Consider the following 22,694-nt stretch of genomic DNA (forward strand, 5'->3'; position numbering starts at 1 on the left):
GCTAGAGCTAGCAATTGCGCTCGACAACTCATTCAGCTTGCCCGCCGCAAGTGAGCTCAGCCCAGCGCCTGCACCGGCGGCGAGCGCATTGCCTCCGCCCAGCCCGGCCACCGCTGCCGATGCCTCACCGTTGGCACGGTTGGCCCCGGCAGTTCCATCACTGGCGCCGGCTTGTTGGCCATCTTCCTCGGTAATAAAAAGGGGCGCCAATGCGCCCCTCCAACCCACCGTTACAGCGCTGCAACGCCACCCGACGTCAGGTACTGACCGAAGAGGCGCGCAAACTGGCCGCCGTCGGTGTTGATGTTCGTCGAATAGGTACCGCCGCCGCCAAACACAATGGCAAAGGTATGCATGCCGCCGTACTCCCACGTGTTGCGCAGCATGTAGTCAACGTGGTTGTCTCGGTAGTGCCCGGGCGTGCCGCCAGGGGTGTCGGAAGGCACACCCAACGGCGTTTGCCACCAAAGGATTGGCAGCCCGTTGCCCAGCGCGTCACGATAGGCCGAGTACGAGTTCTGCTGCTGGTGGAAATTGGGCGTGTTGACGTTGTTTTCGTCCAGGTAGAACGGACCACTGCGGCCCATGCATTCTCCAACGGCCGCGGCTTCAAGGCAGCCGGCGTCGCGGTCGCTTGTCTGCGCCACGATGAAATCGGCACGATCCGCGCCAACGAGCTGCATTTGCTTTGCGAACACGTCTGGCGTGGCATTCCAGAATGCCGGGGGAAAGCCAATCAACGCCTTGGGCGCATGCCAACGCGCCATCGACACCAGACAGCTGCCGATGTTGGCGGCGGTGTTCGCCATCCAACTGCATTCCGGCTGGTTATTGAGCACGGCAGGCATTTGCGTCATGTCGTGGTTGGGCGCCTGCGCATAGACGTAAGGCCAAAAGTCCGGCTCAAGGTTGACCAGCACCGCGGTGTCGAGCTCGTTGATGCGGTCATACATCGTCCGCACTTGCGACCAGTAGTCATTCATGAAGCTCGCATCGCTGATGCCGCTCAGATTACTGTCGCCGCGCTGGGCCATCTGGTAGAGCGTGAACATCGGGGTCGCGCCATAGCTGATGGCGTTCTTGGCCTGATAGGTCACGTATGCGCCGGTGGGGCTGTTCCACGAAGTCCAGGCGCCTGACCCAACGCCTACGAGGTAGACGTCGACAATGTCAGGACGAATGCCCTGGGCCTGCATATCAGCGATGGACTGCCCCGAACCCAAGCCGATCTGCACACGCCCCGTTCTGCCCATCTTGCTGAGAATCGCGGCGGAAGCGTTGGTGTCCGTACCCATGACCCGCTTAACGTCGCCAGCGCCGGAGCCGGTGCCCGTTTGTGGCGTGCCTGGTGCGCTGCCACTACTGCTTTGCGTTGTCGTGCCGCTGGTGGATGCATCATCGCTTCCGCCGCAGCCGAATAAGGCAAGAGCCATCAAAGCTGCCGCCACATGCCGATGAGAGAACAGACTGCGAGTTCCGCGCGCGTGCATTTCTTGCCGATGCGTGTCCGCTGCCACACTACCGTTTGTCATTTCCCGACCTCGTCAATTTTCATGCTTATTTGAGAAAGCACCCGACTCAGCGGCACCTTCGCGCTGAGGGGCATCGCGGCCCGGCAAAGCAATCCGCTTGCGCCGGCGCCTTTTGCCTACATGCGTGCTATCACGCTGAATCAAATTAGCATCCGAGCGCGCGCTTAAAGATGACCATGAGGAAAGTTGAAGGTCCGAATCGCGCCGTTTACGGGCCGTTCGAATGGGCCAGCGTGAAGTGAATTGCCTCGCTGTTTGAGGAGGCCTGTTGGCGCCAGTCGCTCTGCGTTGCGACTGGGCAGGTATGGGGAACCTCTTGCTTCGCACACGACTTCGTTGCTTCGCCAGCCGGCGGGGCGGGCGTCTTGCCTGCGTGGCAGCATCGGCTGCCAATCATGCTTTGCGAACCCCCGTATGGACACCAAGTTCAACCATGTGCCGCATGATCCAGCTGCATACGCAGAGCTGCATCAGAGAGTCAGCGGCCTGCAGCTGGAACAGGACGCGAGTGCCGCAAGGCAGCCTGCCTCAACGGATTCACCGCAGCGCTCTACGCGCGTGCTGCAGCGCCCCGACGGCATGCCGGCTGCGCGGCGCGCGGGAACCAGTTCACACGCCGATGGGCCCATGCGCCGCCGCGCACCCTTGCCGAGACGCCCGATCAGCGCCACGGCGCCGAGCAGCAGCCGTGCGACCGTTGGGGAAGCATCGTCGTCTCGGCAGAGCCCGCCCGGTTCTCCGGCGTTGCCAGAAGGGCCACATCGGTCGGTGTATCCGGCTGCTGAGTTCTCGCACTTCAGGAGTATCGCTACGGTTGTCGGGGCCATGTATGAGCGCCCGCCCGCTGCCTATGGCATTCCGCCGGATATCAAGTACGCACCGATGGCGGAGCCCATGGTCCGTTGCAGCGATGGTGCCGTCCGGCGGTTCCCGCGCGCGGAGGGTGACAATGACCGCTACTTCTCGCAGTTGGGGAAGGGGCAGATCTACGACATTCCCGCCAAATACGTCACCAAGCGCATTGGGGGCATCAACCTGGCCGCCGATGCCAAGCACGCAGCGTTTGAGGTGAACGGCAATACGGTCAGCCCCATTCAAGTCGGCTGGCAATTCAAGGCCTATCCGCTTGGGAACGGCAAGGTGGTGGTGCCGCAGCCGGGTTTTCGGGATTGCACGGGCGCCTGCGAACTGATGATGCTGTTTGACCACGGGCACATCAACCGCGACACCGCCCACGGTTACGAAGCAGCCCTTGGCAAGACCCGTGAAACCGCCAACCTGATGGCTTCGCTACACCACCAGACTGGATGGACCCCGATCCTGGTGGAGCACGACCTCAACTACAAGACGGGCCTGTTTGGCGCCGCGCACCCGAGCCGCAAACAGGCGTGGCGGGATCTTGCGAGCAAGATCAATGACATGGGGCCATGCATGCTCCGAAAGAACGGGCACATGGTGATGCTGGACGGCATTCGGGAAGCGAACGGACAGTTTCATCTGTCGATACGCGACCCGTTTCACGGCACGGCCGTTGAGTTTCGCGATACGGCCAAGTTCTTTACCGACCAGTTCGGTACGCCCGACCGCGCGCATATTGAAGCCGTATTTTTGAAGCGGCCGACGTGAACGCACGGGCCGCAGAAGCGGTCAGGAAAACCGGCCCGCAAGTCGAGTGCGTTGAACTGATGAAGAGGCGGAGACTGGCTTGGCTCGAGCGCGCCTGAAGCGCTGCCTCTGTTGGCATTCCCGCCCGTCACGGGAATGCGTCAATCTGTTGTTATTGGTTGTAGCCACGCCGCTCTATGGCGCAGAGCACTTCCCCTACTTGAGCGTTGGCGAGATGGCCGTTTTCTGAATCCCCCACTGTGGAAATTGGCGTTGGCCCAGGGGGCTGCGGCTTGCATCACAATCTGTGCCGCACTCCCCCAACAACCGCCGTGCAGCACGGCCCCGCCATGCCCCATCTCACGCTTGAATACTCCGCCAACCTCAACACCTTTGACGCCAAAGCGACGCTGCTCGCCGTCAACACAGCCCTTGCTGCGACCGGGCATTTTGTTGAGGCCGACATCAAAAGCCGAAGCCACCGGTGCGACACGTTTGCCGTGGGCACCTCCAGCGCGCCGCGCGCATTCGTACACGCTGATCTCGCGATCCTGAGCGGGCGACCGCTGGAGACGCGGCGCGAACTGTCGGCAAGCGTGTTGGCGGTCTTGCAAGCGCAGTGCAGCGCGCCGGCAGGCGTGCACCTTCAGCTTTCTGTGCAGGTGCTTGAAATTGAGCGCGAGTCGTATGCGAAGGTGAGCATCGAGGCGCACGGTTGATCGATTGACGCCCCGCCCGTCTCGGGAGCGCGTCAATCTGTTGTTATTGGCTGTAGCCACGCCGCTCTATGGCGGAGAGTGCTTCCCACGTTTCAGGATTGATCTCGCAATCAAGAATGCCCAGACACCACAGTGAGCTGCCCGCTGCTGTTACGGGCGACAAAGACGTAATGCGGGTCCGGTAGCTCGGGAAGCAAGATGGGCGTCTCTTTCCGGGCATCGTCTTTCGAGAACGTCGGAGAGTCGAAGTCAAAGTCGTAGTTCATCGAGATATCGAATGTGGCGTCTCCAGTGTTTGGGACGATGGTGATGCCCCATACAGCCATGCGCGCACCTTCGCGTTGCGACATGTCGTGCTGGCGCCAGAACTCCGGAATGACGGTTCGCGAGTAGTCCTCGGCCATGGCGACAGCGTCTGGCATTGCGGCCCATATGTCGGGCAACAACGCGTCTGCTTTATCCGCACACTGGTGGCAAGCGATGTGATGCCGGCAGACGACCCAAACCAGCCTGGTAGCGATTTGATATTCCGACCGGAAGTTGCCATTGCGGTCGGCATAGGTGCCGAGTGGGCTTTCTTTCAGTGAAGGGGTCATGTGCGAACGGAGCCTGGATAGCGCGACGGCTAACGAAGAGGCCTGCCGATTCTGGTGTGTCGATCAAAGGAGTAGACGTGCTCTCGCGGCTGTTCTGAACACCGGCCTACCAGCCTGCCAGGAAACTCTCTTTTGCCGTCGGCCAAGTGGACGGTCTCACCGCAGACAGCGCATTTGGCTGAGTAGCGCACCAGCCGCAGCACGCGATACGGCTCCTCGTCGGCGGGACGCTCTCGGGCTAGTTCAAGTTGAACATTCAGTTCAGTGAAGCCGACCATTACATCCGGCGCCATGATGAGGCGAAGGTCTGCCAAGTCGGAGAAGGGCTTCAGTATCGAGTAGCCAAACCAAGACACCATCAAGGCGAACACCACCCAGACAACGACGTCTTTGGCGGACGATGACACCCTCGGGTTGTTCAGGGTGAGCCAAGTCAGCAGCAGTGCGGCGCCCACGGCTAGGAGCACGACAACACCGAAAGCGATGAAGCTTGTGCGCCGCCACCCTTTTAAGGGAAATCCTTTCTTGAACAGCGGACGCGCCCAGAACGCCGGCCGCAACGTTAGCTCTTGGACGTAAGTGACCTCCCCCGGCAGAGGCGTTACGACCGGGTTGTCGCTCTGGGGCAGCGACAAGAACTCAATGCCATATTCCGAGTTATTGCCCGCCCCTCCTGCGCCCCGCGTCTTTGTTGGCCACGCGTAGATATTGGCGCCCGCTTGCCGTGCTACGTCTTGAATGCCCGTTCGGCGCTCTTCAAGTAGCTGCTCCAGCGACTTCCACACCTTCGACAGCCATGCGGTTGCGCCGTCCGGCCCGACCTTCTGGTCGACTAAGCCGGCGATGTTCGCCGAGTTGTACTTGGCAATCGGCTGCCCCTTTTCGAGCCGTTCCAACGATGCTTGCGCGAGAGCCCGAGCCACGGCGAGCGCTTTGGTCTCGCGATCGAACTGCTGATGGAATGCCAGGAAGGCTTGGAGCGCGGCGACCTGCTGTGCCCGCCCCGCCTCCAACTCGTTGATTTCAAAGCCGGAATTTCCCTGCACCAGTGTTTCGTTCATGGTTGGAGAGTGTTTTTTGCGCCCGGCCGCTCCTAGCCTGACCTCGTCATTCACACGGAGGTCGACATGTTGCAAGGAAATGGGCAATGGATGTTTCTGATTCTAGGGGTGCCGGTCTATGCACGGAATTTACCGTTTAGAAACATGACGGTATTTCATCCGTACAACGAATCAGTGAGGAGCATGGTCGAGCCAATCTGCCGGGGAAAAGGGCACTGGCGCGCCGAGTACAAAAACTGGCTGATCTTTGACCAGTTTCGGGATGCCGTTCTTGCAGAGTTAGGGAGGTTGGAACGCCAATAGCGCCGTTGTGACTGCGGGCGTGGGAATTGCCTGGATAGGTTCTCGAAAACCCTGGCATTCCCGCCCGTCACGGGAATGCGTCAGTCCGTTGTTATTGGCTGTAGCCACGCCGCTCTATGGCGGCTAATACATCCCACGTCTGCGGATCAACATCGCGGCCCCCGAGCGACATCGAAACGTACGCATCGATCGCGTCCATAAAGCCTTTGATGAAGGCCGGCGGGAACGCGTGTGCAGAGAGGTGTTGAAGCTCTGCCCGCAGCATGCCCGGTCGGCATTGGCCGTGGGACCGCATGGCGGTGCGTGTGCGCTTGAGGTACGCCTGCGCTGCCATTGCACCGTTCAGGTAAGTGCGGTTTTTGGTGAGCGTGCCTGTGTCAGACGACGTGGGCGCGTGCGTGGGTGGTTCGGGTGGAGATGGGTAAGACGCGGGGCGGTGCCCGCTTTGGGTGCTTGGCATGATGGCCTCTTTGGGGTTGCTGGAGGCTCACCACTCCGTCGCCAGACGAGGGTGGCAGGCCCGACGGCGGGGCTGGCGAACCGGCCCCCAAAGAAAACCGGCAGACCTTGCGGTCTCCCCACCCGGCCTGCCATGAAGCTAGCGCGAGCGTGTACGGACGCAACCGCATCAGCAGTTGTCCGTCTTCTTTGAGTGTTGCGCGGTCGGATCGCCAGACCCGGCTGCCGTTGGTGCGGCAGCGCTGGGGATTATACGAAAGCGAAGCGCAAAAGCAGCCCCCTATTTCCGATGCGAAATTTGCTGACGGCTTGATGGCGCACGGCTTGCGCAACTGAGAGCACCGCTCAGTGCGGACTAGCGTGACATAAAATAGGCACAAAAATTTACAGCCAATCCGGGGGGATTGCATGCTGCCTAGTAACGACCAGGACACCGTTCGGCCCACGGCTGCGACGGCAACGGAGATTCCCGAGTTCGTCATCGGGAGGGCCTACAACCGCAGAGAAGAGATCACGGGAAAGTTTGGGGGTAGCGGCCAAAGCGGCATCGCGCCCTCCCGACAGTCCCCAGCCGTTTTTCTATTTACGGGGACCGGCGAGCAGCACGGCTACAAAGACGAGTTCGACGCGTTTGGTTACCTGTACTACGTTGGTGAGGGGCAACTGGGCGACATGAAGATGACCAAGGGCAACCTCGCCATCGCTTCTCACGCTAAGGACGGCCGCGCACTGCACGTCTTTAAGATGCGGGGCAAAGGGAAGCCATGCGAATACTTGGGTGAATTCGCTTGTGATTCGTACTTCTTCAAACGAGACGCGGACCGCAATGGAAACGAACGCAATGTGATCGTGTTCCGGCTGATGCCGGTATCGAACACACTGCGTCGCGAACTGGACGATCTGCCGGATCAAGACGACGACAATGCGGCGAAGGCCGAGAGTCAGCGAGCGGACCTGACGACGTTGAGGCAAGCGGCGATTGCTGCATGTCAGCCCGGCGACCCCATCGCTGACCCGAAAGAGACTGTGCGGATCGCATACCAGCGCAGTGCGCGCGTCAAGCGATATGTCTTAGCGCGTGCGGAGGGCCACTGCGAACTTTGCGAGGCGCCGGCACCGTTCAATCGCAAAAGCGACGGCACGCCGTATCTGGAGCCGCACCACATCAACAGGCTTTCCGATGGTGGGCTGGACCACCCGAAGTACGTCGGCGCCATTTGCCCTACGTGCCATCGCCTGATTCACTTTGGCGAGAACGGCCAACACCGAAACGAGGAGCTACGCGCTCGCATCGCCGCAAAGGAAGAGCCGTTCGCAAACAGGACCGCTCGGTAACCTCCGCACGGCGCTTCGTCGTCGACTGTCTGACACTAGCGCTCCACTGTCTAACTGTGGAGCGCGACACATAAAGAGTCGGGCTTCAGCCTAAGACGGAGGAGTCCGACCCTCCGGCGGTCACGCTTCACCCTCAAACACTGGAGCTTCACTGTCCGAGGGTGACGATTGTGACCCTCGGACAGTGAAGCGCGACGGTTTGAGCCTCGAGCGCCACCGTTAGACGCTGAAGCGCCACGCTTTGAGAGTCAGACTCGACTCTTAAACACTCGAGATCGACTGTCCAAGAGTCGAACGTCACTCTCCAACACTGAAACGAAACAAGCGGCCGTCGAGCGGCTTCCTTCAGAACCGTCCGATCGAATTGTCAAATGTCGATGCTTGCATTGCTACCAAGGCTGCGGCACGCCAATCTCGCTCGGTTGTGCCAACGGGCATAACGTTGCCAACCAATAAGGATTGCAATGTCACAAAACTTGATTTCGTTTCAACCAAGCCCCGCGGACCTGACTGCTGTCGACGCTGCGCTGAAGACGCTGGAAGAGAAGCTTGCTGGTCTGATCGACTTGTCGATCGAACAACGCAGCACGCTCATGAAGATGGGCGACAAGTCGGAAGCGTTCTGCCGGAAGGCCGTGGAAGTGTTGGGCAACAACCCCGGCGTGCTGCCGGCCAACTTCAGCCTTGCAGAACTGCGGCGTGACCTTGCGGGCTTTGACACGCTCCGGCCTCGCTTGGTCCGCATTGAAAAGCTCTACGAAAAGATGCGCGATTCGCAGCTAGCGCTGGGTAGCGATTTGATGACGGGTTCGCTGGAAGGCTATGCCTTCTTGAAGGTCGCCGGTAAGGGGGAAGGGCTGGATACGGCTCGGCAGGCGTTGTCGGCTCGGTTTAGCCGGGGGCGTAGGAAGAAGGTGGAGGAGGTGGCGGAGTGAATTAAAGCCAAATTTTTGATGTGAAGAAAGCCGCCCTTGGGCGGCTTTTTAATTCGGGCATGAGAACCTTACGCCCCCTCCCGTGACATCCTCGTTCCGCTCGCGCCGAACGGTCAGAGACGCCGCCGGCTTCCCGATGGGGCCATATATTGATTCATAAGCAAGTCCAGCAAAAAATCCGAAGCGACTTCTTGGTAAGAGTCATCCACAGAAATCAGCCCGTTGCGACTCAACTCCATCGAATGCGCCGCCGCTCCAAACGGACGCTCCACACGGATCTTGTCGATACTGATTGCATCAACTTCAAAGTGACGTTTTAAATCCGTCACTGCATTTCCGCTAGAAATTACATCGATCTTTGCCACGGAATCCGGCGTCAACTTTAACTGCGATGCCTTTATGCGCGTCAACCTGGACGTCACAGACGATTTTCGCAAAATGGAAAACACATCCATAAGAGGTAGTTGCACTTCCGACACGACCAAGCCGGTTGCGAAAGTATCCAGCGCCGCAATAAGTGTACGTAGCGTCCTCGGAGGAAACCTCACCTCCATTAAATATGACCGAACACCGTCGGATGAGAAGATGGTTAGCTGAAACTCCGTAGACGAATACCTTGTTGTTTCGATACTCGAGCTAACCCCGAATGGATCGGTAACAATCTCAACTGTCGCAATCTTCTCAATAAATTTGGCCCTAATCGTCCGATCATCACGAAACGAAAGGTCAAAACCGCACCCAACCTCGTCACTGAACTGGGTCGCCCGAATCCCGGTAATTAACGCCTTATGTGTACAGTCGACATCAATTCTTATCCATTTAGCCCTATACATTGCCGCCCCCAATCAATTTCGCCAGCGTAGCCCTCGCAGCTGACTCAATCAATTTTCCAAGACGGTATTCCTCATCGCTCGTGAAGGAAATTCTATTTTGAGAAAAATCATAACCGTCCAGATGCCGATAAAATCCCCTCGGCAGATAAGTAAATCCAGTGCAATCTTCGGGTGAGGAAAATTGAGCCTCAAATTCGTACAAATCGGAATCTACGGAGCCATTTTTGCTCGTCCACACGACTCTACTAATATAGAATCCCTTCCCTTCCAAGATCCTCAACTCATCAGAGTGAAGAACGCCTTGTCCTTTTAAAGAGGCCTTAGAAATATGGATACCCGACTGCACACTCTCCGATTCCTCGTCCTCGTCGTCATCATCCTTGGTCCGGGGGTGAGATACATATACATCGGATACATCGCTAAACTGGTACCCATCCACTTTCTTGATCAGATCCGTAAAAAAGGCACTCCTCTGCTTAGCAGAAAAATTCGGGGGCAGTTCTATTTCACTAAATTCTAGGTCTTCCCCGTTTTTTTCACTCACGACTTTGGCGAGTTGACCGACCCACTCTTGCACATCGTCGTTGTGGGGTCCATGAAAGACAAGATCGTCACCATCCCTCTGTATGGAAATTATTGCGACCCTATTCGCAACTTGGCGAAACTCGCTCTTATTAAATAAGAGCTTTTGATATTTTATCTCTATATCTAGACGAGTTCCTTGCGTAGCATAAACCTTCACTACAGCACCATCTTTCTCCAAGTCGGCCTTAAGCTCATGAGCGCTTGATTCGAATGCTGAAATCGGAATTGCGGTTTTTATCCGACTGCTCGCCATCTTCTCTCGGTGCGTTTGGTTCCCAAATATTCTTGCCAACCGATCATAGTCTAGATAGTCGTGCGTAAGCCTCGAAAAATGTAACGCCAGGCTTTTTCGACTTGAATCTTTAGAGATCAACACACCTCTTGCGAGGAACAACTCTCGAAGATCCGAGTTCGTCACGTTTTTCTGATTGAGAGCATCGTTAAGCGATTTGTCATTCGCGCTGAAAATTGTCCCGCCTCGCATCATCGCTCCCAGCCAATGTCCGTTCTAGAAAAGGAGTACTGGTATATCTCAACCACCTCCACCTCAATGGATTCAAGTCTACTTAGTTTGTGCCCATCAAACCCCCATTCCTGTGCGTACAGAGAAATAGCTCGCCTGAAATTACTTCGCGGGTCACTCGCAATAGAGCGATGAGCAATGCGAATTCTTATTTTGTGCTGCCCGTCGAGTATTTGATAACCGGATAGCACGTCGAGAAAATACGCAAACTCCTCGGCAGAGGCCCCCGGACGGTTGTAGTAAATGACGTAGCCCTCAGGAAATCTAACTTCGATGTCCCCGGTCGATTCATTTAGTTTTTTAACTTGATCGTGGCGAATAATGAGGTAGGGCCCTGCTAGTAGCTCTGCGGTGGCAGCCCTTTCAAATTCAGCTCCGCTTGCCTTGTGGAGCCGCAAGTCGGGATAAAAAAATTCGTAGTTTTTCTCAGGGAAAGTGCCGTCGCTATGTAAGCGTTGAGCGTCGGTCACTACCGTTGTGAGGTAGCTGATCAGACCGGGCTCAAATAGATGAATAAGTTGGCCGTCAGCTATAGGTAGAGTTTCCAACTTCACAGATCTCTTTTCCGAAGCGCCTCGACGCTTCACGGGCGACGAGAGGAGATCGTAGAAAGTTTTATCGAATTCCGAGTCGTGGTTATAAACGAACAGCATGCCCCGCACCTCATACGGAATATCTCCCAATGTATGGTAACGATCCTGCCATTCCTCGGATACACGGGCGCAGTCGATAGTTAACGCAAGCGACTTTAGTGCGGAAAATATTCGATTCGCATCTATGCTGCCACTTGCGTAGCTTTTGAGATCCGTATTTAGGTAGATTATTTTATTTAGATATGGATCGAGATACCAAAATACTGCATCCACCGGATGCGTATGACTATCTTTGTTCGGAGCGTGCGCGGTGGTTTTCACGCAGTCAAAATTTTGGTCCGGCAGCTTAACGCGGGACCAACGAAACCACTCGAAAATATCGTCTGATACGCGTACCGCCATTTTTGCAATGGCACCTGTCTCTCCGCCCAAGAGAATCTCCGCTTATAAGTTCGTGTTGTGTTGCGACGCTCGCTTTAGCTACGGCAGATTCCAAAAACCATCACCGTGTGCACATCGATTATAAGTAGAGTTTCCCCAAAATCGACCCCCATCGGGGGGGTTGCCTCAGGGCGGAGGGACGATAATTCGCAGGGCTCAAAAAAAAAGCGCCCGAAGAAAACGGGCGCTTTTTTTGTCAACGGAATCACTCAAACATCAATATTCCGCGCCACCAACGCATTGCTCTCAATGAAGTTCCGGCGCGGTTCAACGTCGTCGCCCATCAGCGTGGTGAAAATCTGGTCTGCGGCAATGGCGTCTTCAATCTGCACGCGCAGCAGGCGGCGCTGGGTGACGTCCATGGTGGTTTCCCACAGCTGCTCGGGGTTCATTTCGCCCAGGCCCTTGTAGCGCTGGCGGCTCACGCCGCGCTCGGCTTCGCTCAGCAGCCAGTTCATGGCGGCGTGGAAGTCGGCAACGTTCTGCTCGCGCACCTTGTCGCCGGTGCCGCGCCGCACCTTCGCGCCGTCGCCAATCAGGCCCTGGAAGGTGGCGGCGGTGCTTGAGAGCGCGGTGTAGTCGGCGCCGGCCACAAAGTCGGCGTCGATGTGGCTCAGGCGCTGGTTGCCGTGCTGGCGGCGGACGACCATGATGCGGTACTTCTCGGTCTTCTCGTCGTACTGCATGAAGGCGTCTGCGGTGGCGCCGCCGTTGGCGTTGCTGGCGTTGCCTTGCATTTCCAGCAGGCGGGCCTTGAGCGTGCGGGCGCTGGCTTCGGCTGCGGCTTCGTTACTCAGGTCCAGCGACACGCCTTCGGCAATGGCGCGCAGGGCGTCGGCGTCAATCACGCGAGACAGGCGCTCGATCACGCCGCGGCTGAGCTGGTACTGGCGTGCGAGTTCGGCCAGGGCGTCGCCGGCAATCTCGGTGCCGTCGGGGCGCACGAGCACGGCGGTGTCCAGCGCCTGGCGCACGAGGTAGGCGGCCATCTCGACGTCGTCTTTGATGTAGCGCTCTTCCTTGCCGTGCTTGATCTTGTAGAGCGGCGGTTGGGCGATGTAGACGTGGCCGCGCTCGATGATCTCGGGCATCTGGCGGTAGAAGAACGTGAGCAGCAGCGTGCGGATGTGCGAGCCGTCTACGTCAGCATCGGTCATGATGATGATGCGGTGGTAGCGCAGCTTGTCGAGGTTGTAGTCGTCTTTGCCAATGCCGGTGCCCATGGCGGTGATGAGCGTGAGCACTTCTTGGCTGGACAGCATCTTGTCAAAGCGCGCGCGCTCGACGTTCAGGATCTTGCCCTTGAGTGGCAGGATTGCCTGGAACTTGCGGTCGCGCCCTTGCTTGGCCGATCCACCTGCGGAGTCACCCTCGACGATGAAGAGTTCTGACAGCGCGGGGTCTTTCTCCTGGCAGTCGGCCAGCTTGCCGGGCAGGCCCATGCCGTCGAGCACGCCCTTGCGGCGGGTCATTTCGCGGGCCTTGCGGGCGGCTTCACGCGCGCGGGCCGCTTCTACGATCTTGCCGCAGATGATCTTGGCGTCGACGGGCGTTTCCAGCAGGAAGTCGCTCAGCGCCTTGGCCACGACTTCTTCCACCGGCAGGCGCACTTCCGACGAGACGAGCTTGTCTTTGGTCTGCGAGCTGAACTTGGGCTCGGGCACCTTGACGGACAGCACGCAGGTCAGGCCTTCGCGCATGTCGTCACCCGAGGTGTCGACCTTGGCTTTCTTGGCGATCTCGTTGTCGGCGATGTACTTGTTGATGACGCGCGTCATGGCGGCGCGCAGGCCCGTGAGGTGGGTGCCGCCGTCGCGCTGCGGGATGTTGTTGGTGAAGCAGAGCACCTGCTCGTTGTAGGCGTCGTTCCACTGCATCGACACTTCTACGGCCACGCCGTCTTTCTCGCCCGCGGCAAAGAAGACGGTCGGGTGCAGCACGGTCTTGTTCTTGTTGATGTACTCAACGAAGCCCTTCACGCCGCCCGAGAAGGCGAAGTCTTCTTCCTTGCCGGTGCGCTGGTCGGTCAGCCTGATGTGCACGCCGTTGTTCAGGAACGAGAGCTCGCGAATGCGCTTGGAGAGGATCTCGTAGTGGTATTCGACGTTGGTGAAGATCGTTTCGTCGGCCAGGAAGTGCACTTCGGTGCCGCGCTTGTCGGTGGTGCCCGACACACGCAGCGGCGAGACTTCGACCATCTGGCCGTCCGGCCCTTGCACGGTTTCGATCAGGCGGTTTTGCGGAACGCCCTGTGCAAACTCGATGTAATGCACCTTGCCACCCTGGCGCACCGTCACCTTCATCCACTTCGACAGGCCGTTGACGCAAGACACGCCCACGCCGTGCAGGCCGCCCGACACCTTGTAGCTGTTCTGGTTGAACTTGCCACCGGCGTGCAGCTCGGTCATGGCGATCTCGGTCGCGCTGCGCTTGGGCTCGTGCTTGTCGTCAAACTTGATGCCGGTCGGGATGCCACGGCCGTTGTCGATCACGGAGATCGAGTTGTCCGTGTGGATGGTGACTTGGATCTCGGTGCAATGTCCGGCCAGTGCTTCGTCGATGGAGTTATCCAGCACCTCGAACACGAGGTGGTGCAGGCCGGTGCCATCCGAGGTGTCGCCGATGTACATGCCCGGCCGCTTGCGTACCGCCTCCAGGCCTTCCAGGATCTGGATCGAGGCGGCGTCGTAGCTGTTGGCCTCGGCGGGGGTGGATTGCGGTTTCTGCTCTTCGGTCATGTCGTTCTGCTCGCAGCCATGGGCGCGGAAATAGTTATCTCAACGCACACAGCGGGGTTGCTTAAAAACGGCGAAGGGGCGGATCGTCACGATCCAGCCCCTCGTCTTGCTCTGGGTCCAGCGGTGCGTCAAATGCGCATCGGCATGACGACGTACTTGAAGGTGTCGTCGTCGGGCAGGGTGATGAGTGCGCTCGAATTGGAGTCGCCCAGGCTCACCTGCACTTTTTCGGCCTTGAGGTTGGCCAGCACGTCCAGCAGGTAGGTGACGTTGAAACCGATATCCAGCGCGTCGCCCTGGTAGTCGATTTCGAGTTCTTCCTGCGCTTCTTCCTGGTCAGCGTTGGTGGAGCTGATCTTCAGGACGTTGGTGTCGAGCATGCAGCGCACGCCCTTGAACTTGTCAGTCGTCAGGATGGCCGTGCGTTGCAGTGCGCTCTGCAGGAACGTGCGGTCGATCGTGAAGCTGTTGCGATAGCCCTTCGGGATCACGCGCTGGAAATCCGGGAACTTGCCTTCGACCAGCTTGGAGATCAGCTCGATATTGCCGAAGGTGAACTTGACTTGGTTCGACGCCAGTTGCACCGAGACAGGATCGTCCACGTCTTCCAGCAGGCGTTGGAGTTCGAGAATGGTCTTGCGCGGGATGATGACTTCCTGGCGGCCGCCGGCGCCTGCCGGTTGCTCGCCGGTTTCAACACCGCAGTAGGCCAGGCGGTGGCCGTCGGTGGCGACTGCCATGACTTGCTTGCCGTCCACCACCAGCAGCATGCCGTTGAGGTAGTAGCGGATGTCTTGCTGGGCCATCGCGAAGTGCACCATCGCCAGCAGGTGCTTGAGCGTCTTCTGCGGCACCGTGATGCGGGCACCGAAATCGGTTGCCTCTGCGACGGTCGGGAATTCTTCGGCGGCCAGCGTCTGCAGCGCAAAGCGGCTCTTGCCGGATTGCACTGTCATGCGCTTGTCGTTGAGCGTGAGGGCAACTTCGCCGTCAGGCATGGCACGCAGGATGTCGACCAGCTTGCGGGCGGCCACGGTGGTGGCCACATCGCCGGTGCCGGCGCCGCAATCGGCGTGCGTGGTGATCTGGATTTCGATGTCGGTGGACAGGAAGGAAACCCGTTCCCCTTGCTTGGTGATGAGCAGATTGGCCAGGATGGGCAGCGTGTGTCGGCGTTCCACGATGCCGCTCACGATTTGCAGCGGACGCAGCAGGTTGTCTCGCGAGGTTTTGACCAATTGCATGAAGGCGATCCTTGGCTTGAGAGGTGACACCGCGCGCGCCCCAGCCTGGGCCCACGTGGGCCGGTGCCTGCAGGAGCATTCGCGATTAACCCAAAGTTGTTGTAAATCAAGGGGTTAATCACAAATTATACCGCAAATAAGGGGGCGCTGGATAGCGTCACGCGCGCGGCAAATATGTCTATTGTGCATGAAAAGACGCCCGCATTCGAGCGGGCGTCTGTCGAGGCTTGATTCAGGGCGAATGGCGTTGCCATGCGCTCCGCTGACCATCGCGCGGTCAGCCCTTGAGCGTTTGCTCCAGCACGTGCAACTCGTGGTTGAGCTGGGCGTCCTTGGTGCGCTCGTCGGCGATCTTTCGCACGGCGTGCAGCACCGTGGTGTGGTCGCGTCCGCCGAACAATTCGCCAATCTCAGGCAGGCTCTTCTGCGTGAGTTCCTTGGCCAGATACATGGCGATCTGGCGCGGGCGCGCGATGTTGGCCGGCCGCTTCTTGGAATACATATCCGCGACCTTGATGTTGTAGAAATCCGCGCAGGTCTTCTGGATGTTTTCCACCGAGATCTGGCGGTTCTGCACCGTCAGCAGGTCTTTCAGCGCCTCGCGCGTGACCTCGATCGTGATCTCTTTGCCGTGGAAGTTGGAGTACGCCAAGATCTTGCGCAGCGCGCCTTCCAGCTCACGCACGTTCGAGCGCAGGTGCTTGGCCACGAAGAAGGCCACCTCTTCCGGCACGGTCACGTTCTCGGCCTGCGCCTTCTTCATCAGAATCGCGACGCGCATCTCCAGCTCGGGCGGCTCGATGGCCACGGTCAGGCCGGAGTCGAAGCGCGAGATCAGGCGGTCATCGATGCCGGTGATCTCTTTCGGATACGTATCGCTGGTGATGATGACCTGCGCGCGGTTGGCGATCAGCGCCTCAAACGCGTAGAAGAACTCTTCTTGCGTGCGGTTCTTGCCCGAGAAGAACTGGATGTCATCGATCAGCAGCAGATCGAGCGAGTGGTAATAGCGCTTGAAATCGTCGAACGCCTTGCGTTGGTACGCCTTCACCACATCCGACACGTACTGCTCCGCGTGGATGTAGCGGATGCGCGCGCGCGGGTTCTCCATCAGCATGAAGTTGCCGATGGCATGGATCAAGTGCGTCTTGCCCAAGCCCACGCCGCCGTACAAGTACAGCGGGTTGTACGACTTGCCCGGGTTGTTGGCGACCTGGATGGCCGCGGCACGCGCCAGCTGGTTCGCCTTACCGGTGACGAAGTTGTCGAACGTCAGGATCTGGTTCAGTCGCGAGCGCTCGTGCACGGAATCATCCACCGGCGCTTGCGGGGGCGGGGCCAGGTTTGTGACCACGGCGGGCGCTTGCGGCATGCGGTACGACTGGGCCCGGACTTCGGCGGCGTCCATCACGGGCACATCGATATCGGCAGCGGTATGGCTGGCCGTTGCGAGCGCGGTTTCGCGATACACGGCCGGCGCGGGGCGCAGATTGGTCGCATCATGCGCAGCACCGTTGCCGGCCGGCATGGCCTGTCGCGGTTGAATCTGTTGCCCCCCCAGAGGCTGCATCGGCACCGGCGCAAGCGACGGTTGCAAGGCCGCCTGGCGCTGGCCGGCGGTCGGGTCGAGCACGAACTGCACGTCGACCGTCGCCTCCCAGTAGTCGCACGCAAGCGACTGGATGCGGCCCGAGAACTGGCTCTTGACCCAGTCGAGCTTGAAGCGGTTGGGCGCGGCAATCCGCAGCGTGCACGCCTGCTCGTCGAATGACAGCGGCGTCAGCGGCTTGATCCACGTCTTGAATTGTTGCGGCGTTAGCTCACTTTCAAGCTGAGCAGACGCCGCATGCCAGAAATCCTGCATCGTTATCGTTAGGTGTTTGACCGGCGCCACACGCGTCTGTTGACGTCCCCGGGAGGGCCGGCCGCCGGGCGTCTGGCGCAGGCCAGAAACCGGGTGGCTTTCGTTATTGGAACGGGATTGTACCCCCTGCGGAAAGTTATCCACAAAGGATAAGTCTGTGGATAACCTGTGGACCCGCTGTGAGTAGCGGTGGACAACCGCTTTTATTGACTCGCTGCAAATCAAGCCCCGACAAGGCTTTGCGCAGAGCATACCAAGCCGCACAAGGCGATGGGGACAACTCGTCGCCGAGTGGAATTCGGGTGCCGGGCCCACGTTATCCCCAGTCAGCAAGGCTTGACAGATGTGGGAAATGCCGCTTAAATGTCGGGTTCTGCGATGCGCAGCAGGGGAGCGCACGCTTGTTCGTGTCAGATGCGGGGCGAGAAACACTTCGTCGCGACTGATCCGGCTTAGGCCCGATGCTCTCGGTGCCCGATGTTCCGGTGACACCCTAGACCTGAACAACACAGCGCACGGCGGTCTGCGTGGGCGATTTCTCTGACTGAATCGACACCAGGCCGCAGGGGCAGCCCTAGGCCCGGCGCGTGCGGCGATGTCCGCACCACCCATTAACAAGAGAGTGCATCATGAAGCGTACCTATCAACCTTCCGTTACCCGTCGCAAGCGCACCCACGGTTTCCGTGTCCGCATGAAGACCCGTGGTGGCCGTGCCGTGCTGAACGCACGCCGCGCCAAGGGCCGTAAGCGCCTGGCCATCTAAAGACGGCCGCGCCGAGGGTGGCGGCTCATGGCCGTTGCCCCTGGCTTTGCGGCACGCTGGCGATGGGCCTGCACGCCTACCCCAAGGCCGCAAGGCTGACAAAAACGGATGAGTTTTCATCCGTTTTTGCTTTGCGGCCGGTCCGGCGTAGTCGTCACTTCGTGCTGTATGTGCGCGCCAACGGCAACGCCCAAGCGCGCCTGGGCGTAGTGATCGGCAAGAAATTCGCCAAGCGCGCTGTCGAGCGCAATCTCATCAAACGGCAGTGCCGGGAGTTGTTTCGCCTGCGACAGCCTTTGCTGGGTGGGCGCGACGTGCTGATCCGCTTACAGGCGAAGTTTCCGCGCCAGGACGTTCCTACCGTGGCCGCCTTCAAGCGCATCTGCCGTGAAGAGCTGGCCCATCTCTTTGAGATTGCCACGCGACCGCTGCCAGCTCCACCTGCAGCCACCCCTTCCCAGCCCACCGCTGGGAGCACGCCATGACGCGCGTGCTGCTGTTTCTGCTGCGCATCTACAAAGTGGCGTTCAGCCCGTTTGTGGGCGCGCAATGCCGTTTCCTACCGACCTGTTCTGACTACGCGCGCGACGCCGTGCTCACTCACGGGCCCGGTTACGGCAGTTATCTTGCGGCAAAACGTCTATGCCGCTGCCATCCGTTCGCACAAGGCGGGTATGATCCTGTGCCGCCCGCCGCTGGCGACGCTGTGCCCCGCTCCAACGATCCCGCATCGACCGACGCGACCGCAGCTGACTCCCAGCCTGCGCGGCCGTCGATCCAGGCAGTGCCGGAAAACGTAGCGAGCAGCCCGAGGTTGGACCGAGAAGCGCAACCGTACAAGGGTACGGAGAGCATCGCAGGTTCAAGATCGGGCTGCGCAGCCGTTTTTCGGCGCTGGCTTCACCTTCCCAGACCGTAATCCGACATGGATATCAAACGCACCATTCTCTGGGTGATCTTCTCGCTGGCGGTTGTCCTGCTGTTCGACAACTGGCAACGCGCGAATGGCCACCAGTCGATGTTCTTCCCGACGCCGCAAATGGCCACGACGGCCGCCGCGCCGGGCAGCACGCCCGCAGGCGACGTGCCGAACAGTGCCACCACGGCAGCCGCCGCCGGATCGCAGGCCGCCCCGGCCACGGGCGCTGCTTCGCAGGCACCGGCTTCGGAAAAGATCGTCATCTCGACCGACCTGCTGCGCGCCACCATCGACACCGACGGCGCTATCGTCACCAAGCTCGAACTGCTTGACCAGAAGGACCACGATGGCAACCCGATGGTGCTGTTCGACCGCAGCGTCGAGCGCACCTATCTGGCGCGCTCGGGCATCATTGGCGGCGACTTCCCGAACCACACGACGGTGTTCACGGCATCGGCCGGCCCGCGTGACCTGGGCACGGGCAACGATGTCTCCATCACGCTGACGGCTGACAAGGGCGGCGCCAAGCTGGCCAAGACGTATGTCTTCAAGCGCGGCAGCTACGTGATCGATACGCGTTTCGACGTGACGAACGACGGCACCGTGCCAATCAACCCGACGCTGTACCTGGAACTGGCCCGTGACGGCGGCGCTGTGGAGCAATCGCGCTTCTACAGCACGTTCACCGGCCCGGCCGTGTACACCGACGGCGACAAGTTCCACAAGATCACCTTCGCCGACATCGACAAGGGCAAGGCGCACGTGCCGGCCCCGACCGACAGCGGCTGGGTGGCGATGGTGCAGCACTACTTTGCATCGGCCTGGATTCCGGCTGATAACGTCAAGCGCGAGTATTACGTCAACCGCGTCGACACCAACTTCTACCGCATCGGACTCCAGGAGCCGCTGGGCACGATCGCACCCGGCGCCAGTGTGTCGGCCACGGCCCGCCTGTTTGCCGGCCCGCAGCAAGCACGCATGCTTGAGGCCATCACGCCGGGCCTGGATCTGGTGAAGGACTATGGCTGGCTGACCATCGTGGCCAAGCCGCTGTTCTGGCTGCTCGAAAAGATCCACGGGCTGCTGGGCAACTGGGGCTGGTCGATCGTCGCGCTCACGGTGCTGATCAAGCTGGTGTTCTTCCCACTGTCGGCCACGAGCTACCGGTCGATGGCCAAGATGAAGGACCTGCAGCCGCGCATGACGGCCATCCGCGAACGCCACAAGGGCGATCCGCAGAAGATGAACCAGGAAATGATGACGCTGTACCGCACCGAGAAGGTCAATCCGCTCGGCGGCTGCCTGCCGATCGTGATCCAGATTCCGGTGTTCATGGCGTTGTACTGGGCGCTGCTGTCGTCGGTGGAAATGCGCGGCGCGCCTTGGATCGGCTGGGTGCACGATCTGTCCGCGCCTGACCCGTTCTACATCCTGCCGGTGCTGATGGCCGTGTCGATGTTCGTGCAGACCAAGCTGAACCCGACCCCGCCGGACCCGGTGCAGGCCAAGGTCATGATGTTCATGCCGATCGCGTTCTCGGTGATGTTCTTCTTCTTCCCGGCCGGCCTGGTGCTGTACTGGGTGGTGAACAACTGCCTGTCGATCGCGCAGCAATGGTCGATCAACCGCATGCTGGGTACCAACAAGAAGGCGGCACCCGCCAAGTAAGGCGAATGCGCTTCAGCAAAAAGGGCACCTCCGGGTGCCCTTTTTTACGCCTCCCTGAAACGCTTCAAGCGCTTCAAACGGGAGCGTGGCAGACAGCCTCGATGTTGTGGCCATCCGGATCGCGCACGAAAGCGCCGTAGTAGTTCGGGTGATAGTGCGCGCGCACGCCGGGTGCGCCATTGTCGGTGCCGCCTGCGGCCGTTGCCGCAGCGTAGAACGCCTCCACCTCGGCACGCGTATCAACGCGGAAGGCCACGTGCAGCGGCGGCTTGTTCGGCCCCTGCCCAGCCATTGCTGCTGAAATCCAGAACTCCGCCTTGCCGGGCTGGCCAAAACCGGCCACATCGGTGTGGCCCGTGACGGCCGCCGGAAACTCCAGCACCTTAGCCAGGCCAATGGCGCCGAGCGCCTGTTCGTAGAACCGCTTGCTGGCCTCGAAGTCGCTGACGACGACGCCGGTGTGATCGATCATCCGAATCTCCTTGGTTGGAAACTGGCGCGCAACTGTGCGGCTGCCGCACAATACCGCCCATGACCGCTGCTGACCACCCCACCGCCTTGCCGAACGCTTCCACCACGCCGCGCACGCCCATCCTCACGATCCCCATCGCGGCGATTGCCACCGCGCCCGGGCGGGGCGGCATTGGCGTGGTGCGCGTATCGGGGCCCGACGTGCGCGCCGTCATGCAAGCCGTGTGCGGACGCCTGCTGACACCGCGCCAGGCAACCTACCTGCCCTTCCTCGACGCCGACGGTAACGCCATCGATCGCGGCATCGCGCTGTGGTTTCCCGCGCCGCATTCGTACACGGGCGAAGACGTGCTGGAGCTGCAGGGCCACGGCGGCCCCGTCGTGATGCAACTGCTGCTGCAACGCTGCCTGGCCGCCGGCCGCGAGATCGGCCTGCGCGTGGCGGAGCCCGGCGAGTTCACGCGCCGCGCCTTCCTCAACGACAAGATGGATCTGGCGCAGGCCGAGGCCGTCGCCGACCTGATCGAGGCCAGCACCGAAGCTGCTGCACGTTCGGCGGCGCGTTCGCTCGATGGCGCGTTTTCGCAGGCGGTACATGCGCTGGTCGAGCGCGTGATCCATCTGCGCATGCTGGTGGAGGCAACGCTGGATTTTCCCGAGGAGGAAATCGACTTCCTGGAAGCCTCCGACGCGCGCGGTCAACTCGCCGACATTCGCGCGGCCGTGGATGGCGTGCTGGCGCAGGCGCGCCAGGGTGCGCTGCTGCGCGAAGGCCTGCACGTGGTGCTGGCGGGGCAGCCGAACGTCGGCAAGTCGTCGCTGCTCAATGCGCTGGCCGGCGCGGAACTGGCCATCGTCACGCCCATTGCCGGCACCACGCGCGACAAGGTGCAGCAGACCATCCAGATCGAAGGCATCCCGCTGAACATCGTCGACACGGCGGGCCTGCGTGACACGGAAGACGAAGTCGAGCGCATCGGTATCGAGCGCACCTGGGCTGCCATCGCTCGCGCCGATGTCGTCCTGCATCTGCTGGACGCAGCGGACTATCGCGCCAACGGCCTCTCGCCCGAAGATGCCGCCATCGACGCCCGCATCGCCGAACACGTACCCGCCGGCGTGCCCACCCTTCGCGTCGTCAACAAGATCGATCTCTCAGGCGTGGCCGTACCAGGCCGCGTGGATTCGGAGCCGCCCGAGGTATGGCTCTCGGCGCGCGATGGCCTGGGCGTTGAATTGCTGCGGGCGGCGTTACTGGAGATTGCCGGCTGGCAGGGCGGTGGCGAGGGGCTTTACCTCGCACGTGAGCGCCATCTCGCTGCGCTGCGCACGGCCCGCGAACATCTGGCCACGGCCGCGGAGCACGCAGATCAGCAAGCGCAATCGCTGGACCTGTTTGCCGAAGAACTGCGGCTTGCGCAGGAGGCGCTGAACAGCATCACGGGGGCGTTTTCAAGTGATGATTTGCTGGGCGTGATTTTTAGTCGGTTTTGTATTGGCAAGTGA

20 protein-coding genes and 1 pseudogene are annotated in these 22,694 nt (G+C 60.2%); 10 read left to right on the plus strand and 11 right to left on the minus strand.

The genetic code is table 11. The annotated features are described in order from the left end of the window. Positions 1-230 precede the first annotated feature (230 nt). Positions 231-1,295 carry a hypothetical protein gene (locus NG898_RS09340; RefSeq protein WP_252692058.1) on the minus strand — a complete coding sequence of 355 codons (1,065 nt, stop codon included), beginning with the start codon at positions 1,293-1,295 and terminating at the stop codon, positions 231-233. A 1,062-nt stretch (positions 1,296-2,357) separates the two neighbouring features. Here NG898_RS09340 and NG898_RS09345 point away from each other — a divergent pair. Both NG898_RS09345 and NG898_RS09350 read left to right on the plus strand, forming a co-directional pair. Further along, complete coding sequence (locus tag NG898_RS09345; protein WP_252692059.1) at positions 2,358-3,158, plus strand: hypothetical protein; 801 nt, start codon at positions 2,358-2,360, stop codon at positions 3,156-3,158. 329 nt (positions 3,159-3,487) lie between these two features. Beyond that, the gene (locus NG898_RS09350; RefSeq protein WP_252692060.1) at positions 3,488-3,856 is read left to right on the plus strand and encodes a 5-carboxymethyl-2-hydroxymuconate Delta-isomerase; all 369 of its coding nucleotides are present in this window, start codon (positions 3,488-3,490) and stop codon (positions 3,854-3,856) included. Positions 3,857-3,966: 110 nt separating this feature from the next. Here the strand turns inward: NG898_RS09350 and NG898_RS09355 are convergent, their stop codons facing one another. Beyond that, complete coding sequence (locus NG898_RS09355) at positions 3,967-4,278, minus strand: hypothetical protein (protein ID WP_252692061.1); 312 nt, start codon at positions 4,276-4,278, stop codon at positions 3,967-3,969. 203 nt (positions 4,279-4,481) lie between these two features. Beyond that, positions 4,482-5,513: a hypothetical protein gene (locus NG898_RS09360; protein ID WP_252692062.1), complete on the minus strand. Its 1,032-nt coding sequence runs from the start codon at positions 5,511-5,513 to the stop codon at positions 4,482-4,484. A gap of 66 nt (positions 5,514-5,579) precedes the next feature. Between NG898_RS09360 and NG898_RS09365 the strand changes: the two genes are divergently transcribed. Next, on the plus strand, positions 5,580-5,816 hold the full coding sequence (locus tag NG898_RS09365; protein ID WP_252692063.1) for a hypothetical protein: 237 nt from the start codon (positions 5,580-5,582) through the stop codon (positions 5,814-5,816). 91 nt (positions 5,817-5,907) lie between these two features. On the opposite strand, the gene NG898_RS09370 is transcribed toward NG898_RS09365, so the two are convergent. Next, positions 5,908-6,276: a hypothetical protein gene (locus NG898_RS09370; RefSeq protein ID WP_252692064.1), complete on the minus strand. Its 369-nt coding sequence runs from the start codon at positions 6,274-6,276 to the stop codon at positions 5,908-5,910. A gap of 407 nt (positions 6,277-6,683) precedes the next feature. Between NG898_RS09370 and NG898_RS09375 the strand changes: the two genes are divergently transcribed. Next, complete coding sequence (locus NG898_RS09375) at positions 6,684-7,610, plus strand: HNH endonuclease (RefSeq protein WP_252692065.1); 927 nt, start codon at positions 6,684-6,686, stop codon at positions 7,608-7,610. 464 nt (positions 7,611-8,074) lie between these two features. Further along, positions 8,075-8,545 (plus strand): hypothetical protein, encoded by a 471-nt coding sequence (locus NG898_RS09380; protein WP_252692066.1) that lies wholly within the window; start codon positions 8,075-8,077, stop codon positions 8,543-8,545. Positions 8,546-8,658: 113 nt separating this feature from the next. Here NG898_RS09380 and NG898_RS09385 read toward each other — a convergent pair whose 3' ends face one another. The 6 genes from NG898_RS09385 to dnaA form a co-directional block, all read right to left on the minus strand. Further along, entirely contained in the window at positions 8,659-8,925 is a 267-nt protein-coding gene (locus tag NG898_RS09385) for a hypothetical protein (protein WP_252692067.1), read from the minus strand. A 445-nt stretch (positions 8,926-9,370) separates the two neighbouring features. Next, positions 9,371-10,381 carry a hypothetical protein gene (locus NG898_RS09390; RefSeq protein ID WP_252692068.1) on the minus strand — a complete coding sequence of 337 codons (1,011 nt, stop codon included), beginning with the start codon at positions 10,379-10,381 and terminating at the stop codon, positions 9,371-9,373. Positions 10,382-10,446: 65 nt separating this feature from the next. After that, entirely contained in the window at positions 10,447-11,511 is a 1,065-nt protein-coding gene (locus tag NG898_RS09395) for a PD-(D/E)XK nuclease domain-containing protein (RefSeq protein ID WP_252692069.1), read from the minus strand. Between the two features lie 218 nt (positions 11,512-11,729). Continuing rightward, positions 11,730-14,258, minus strand: a complete 2,529-nt coding sequence (gyrB, locus tag NG898_RS09400; protein WP_252692070.1) for a DNA topoisomerase (ATP-hydrolyzing) subunit B — start codon at positions 14,256-14,258, stop codon at positions 11,730-11,732. 128 nt (positions 14,259-14,386) lie between these two features. Continuing rightward, positions 14,387-15,502: a DNA polymerase III subunit beta gene (gene dnaN / locus NG898_RS09405; RefSeq protein WP_092974203.1), complete on the minus strand. Its 1,116-nt coding sequence runs from the start codon at positions 15,500-15,502 to the stop codon at positions 14,387-14,389. Between the two features lie 277 nt (positions 15,503-15,779). Then, positions 15,780-17,366, minus strand: coding sequence for a chromosomal replication initiator protein DnaA (gene dnaA / locus NG898_RS09410; protein ID WP_252692071.1), 1,587 nt, complete (start codon positions 17,364-17,366; stop codon positions 15,780-15,782). A gap of 629 nt (positions 17,367-17,995) precedes the next feature. Here dnaA and rpmH point away from each other — a divergent pair. The 4 genes and pseudogenes from rpmH (at position 17,996) to yidC (ending at position 20,717) form a co-directional block, all read left to right on the plus strand. After that, positions 17,996-18,130 (plus strand): 50S ribosomal protein L34, encoded by a 135-nt coding sequence (rpmH, locus tag NG898_RS09415; RefSeq protein WP_003262958.1) that lies wholly within the window; start codon positions 17,996-17,998, stop codon positions 18,128-18,130. A gap of 62 nt (positions 18,131-18,192) precedes the next feature. Then, complete coding sequence (gene rnpA / locus NG898_RS09420; RefSeq protein ID WP_092974198.1) at positions 18,193-18,615, plus strand: ribonuclease P protein component; 423 nt, start codon at positions 18,193-18,195, stop codon at positions 18,613-18,615. Beyond that, positions 18,612-18,908: pseudogene (yidD, locus tag NG898_RS09425) on the plus strand (membrane protein insertion efficiency factor YidD); the annotation flags it as partial. The gene rnpA and the pseudogene yidD, both read left to right, overlap by 4 nt. Positions 18,909-19,055: 147 nt before the next feature. Next, positions 19,056-20,717: a membrane protein insertase YidC gene (gene yidC / locus NG898_RS09430; RefSeq protein WP_252692072.1), complete on the plus strand. Its 1,662-nt coding sequence runs from the start codon at positions 19,056-19,058 to the stop codon at positions 20,715-20,717. A gap of 73 nt (positions 20,718-20,790) precedes the next feature. Here yidC and NG898_RS09435 read toward each other — a convergent pair whose 3' ends face one another. Further along, positions 20,791-21,189 carry a VOC family protein gene (locus NG898_RS09435; RefSeq protein ID WP_252692073.1) on the minus strand — a complete coding sequence of 133 codons (399 nt, stop codon included), beginning with the start codon at positions 21,187-21,189 and terminating at the stop codon, positions 20,791-20,793. Between the two features lie 119 nt (positions 21,190-21,308). Between NG898_RS09435 and mnmE the strand changes: the two genes are divergently transcribed. Beyond that, positions 21,309-22,694 carry a tRNA uridine-5-carboxymethylaminomethyl(34) synthesis GTPase MnmE gene (gene mnmE / locus NG898_RS09440; protein ID WP_392397935.1) on the plus strand — a complete coding sequence of 462 codons (1,386 nt, stop codon included), beginning with the start codon at positions 21,309-21,311 and terminating at the stop codon, positions 22,692-22,694.

The sequence above is a fragment of the Ralstonia mojiangensis genome, assembly GCF_023955645.1.
Classification (GTDB): domain Bacteria; phylum Pseudomonadota; class Gammaproteobacteria; order Burkholderiales; family Burkholderiaceae; genus Ralstonia; species Ralstonia mojiangensis.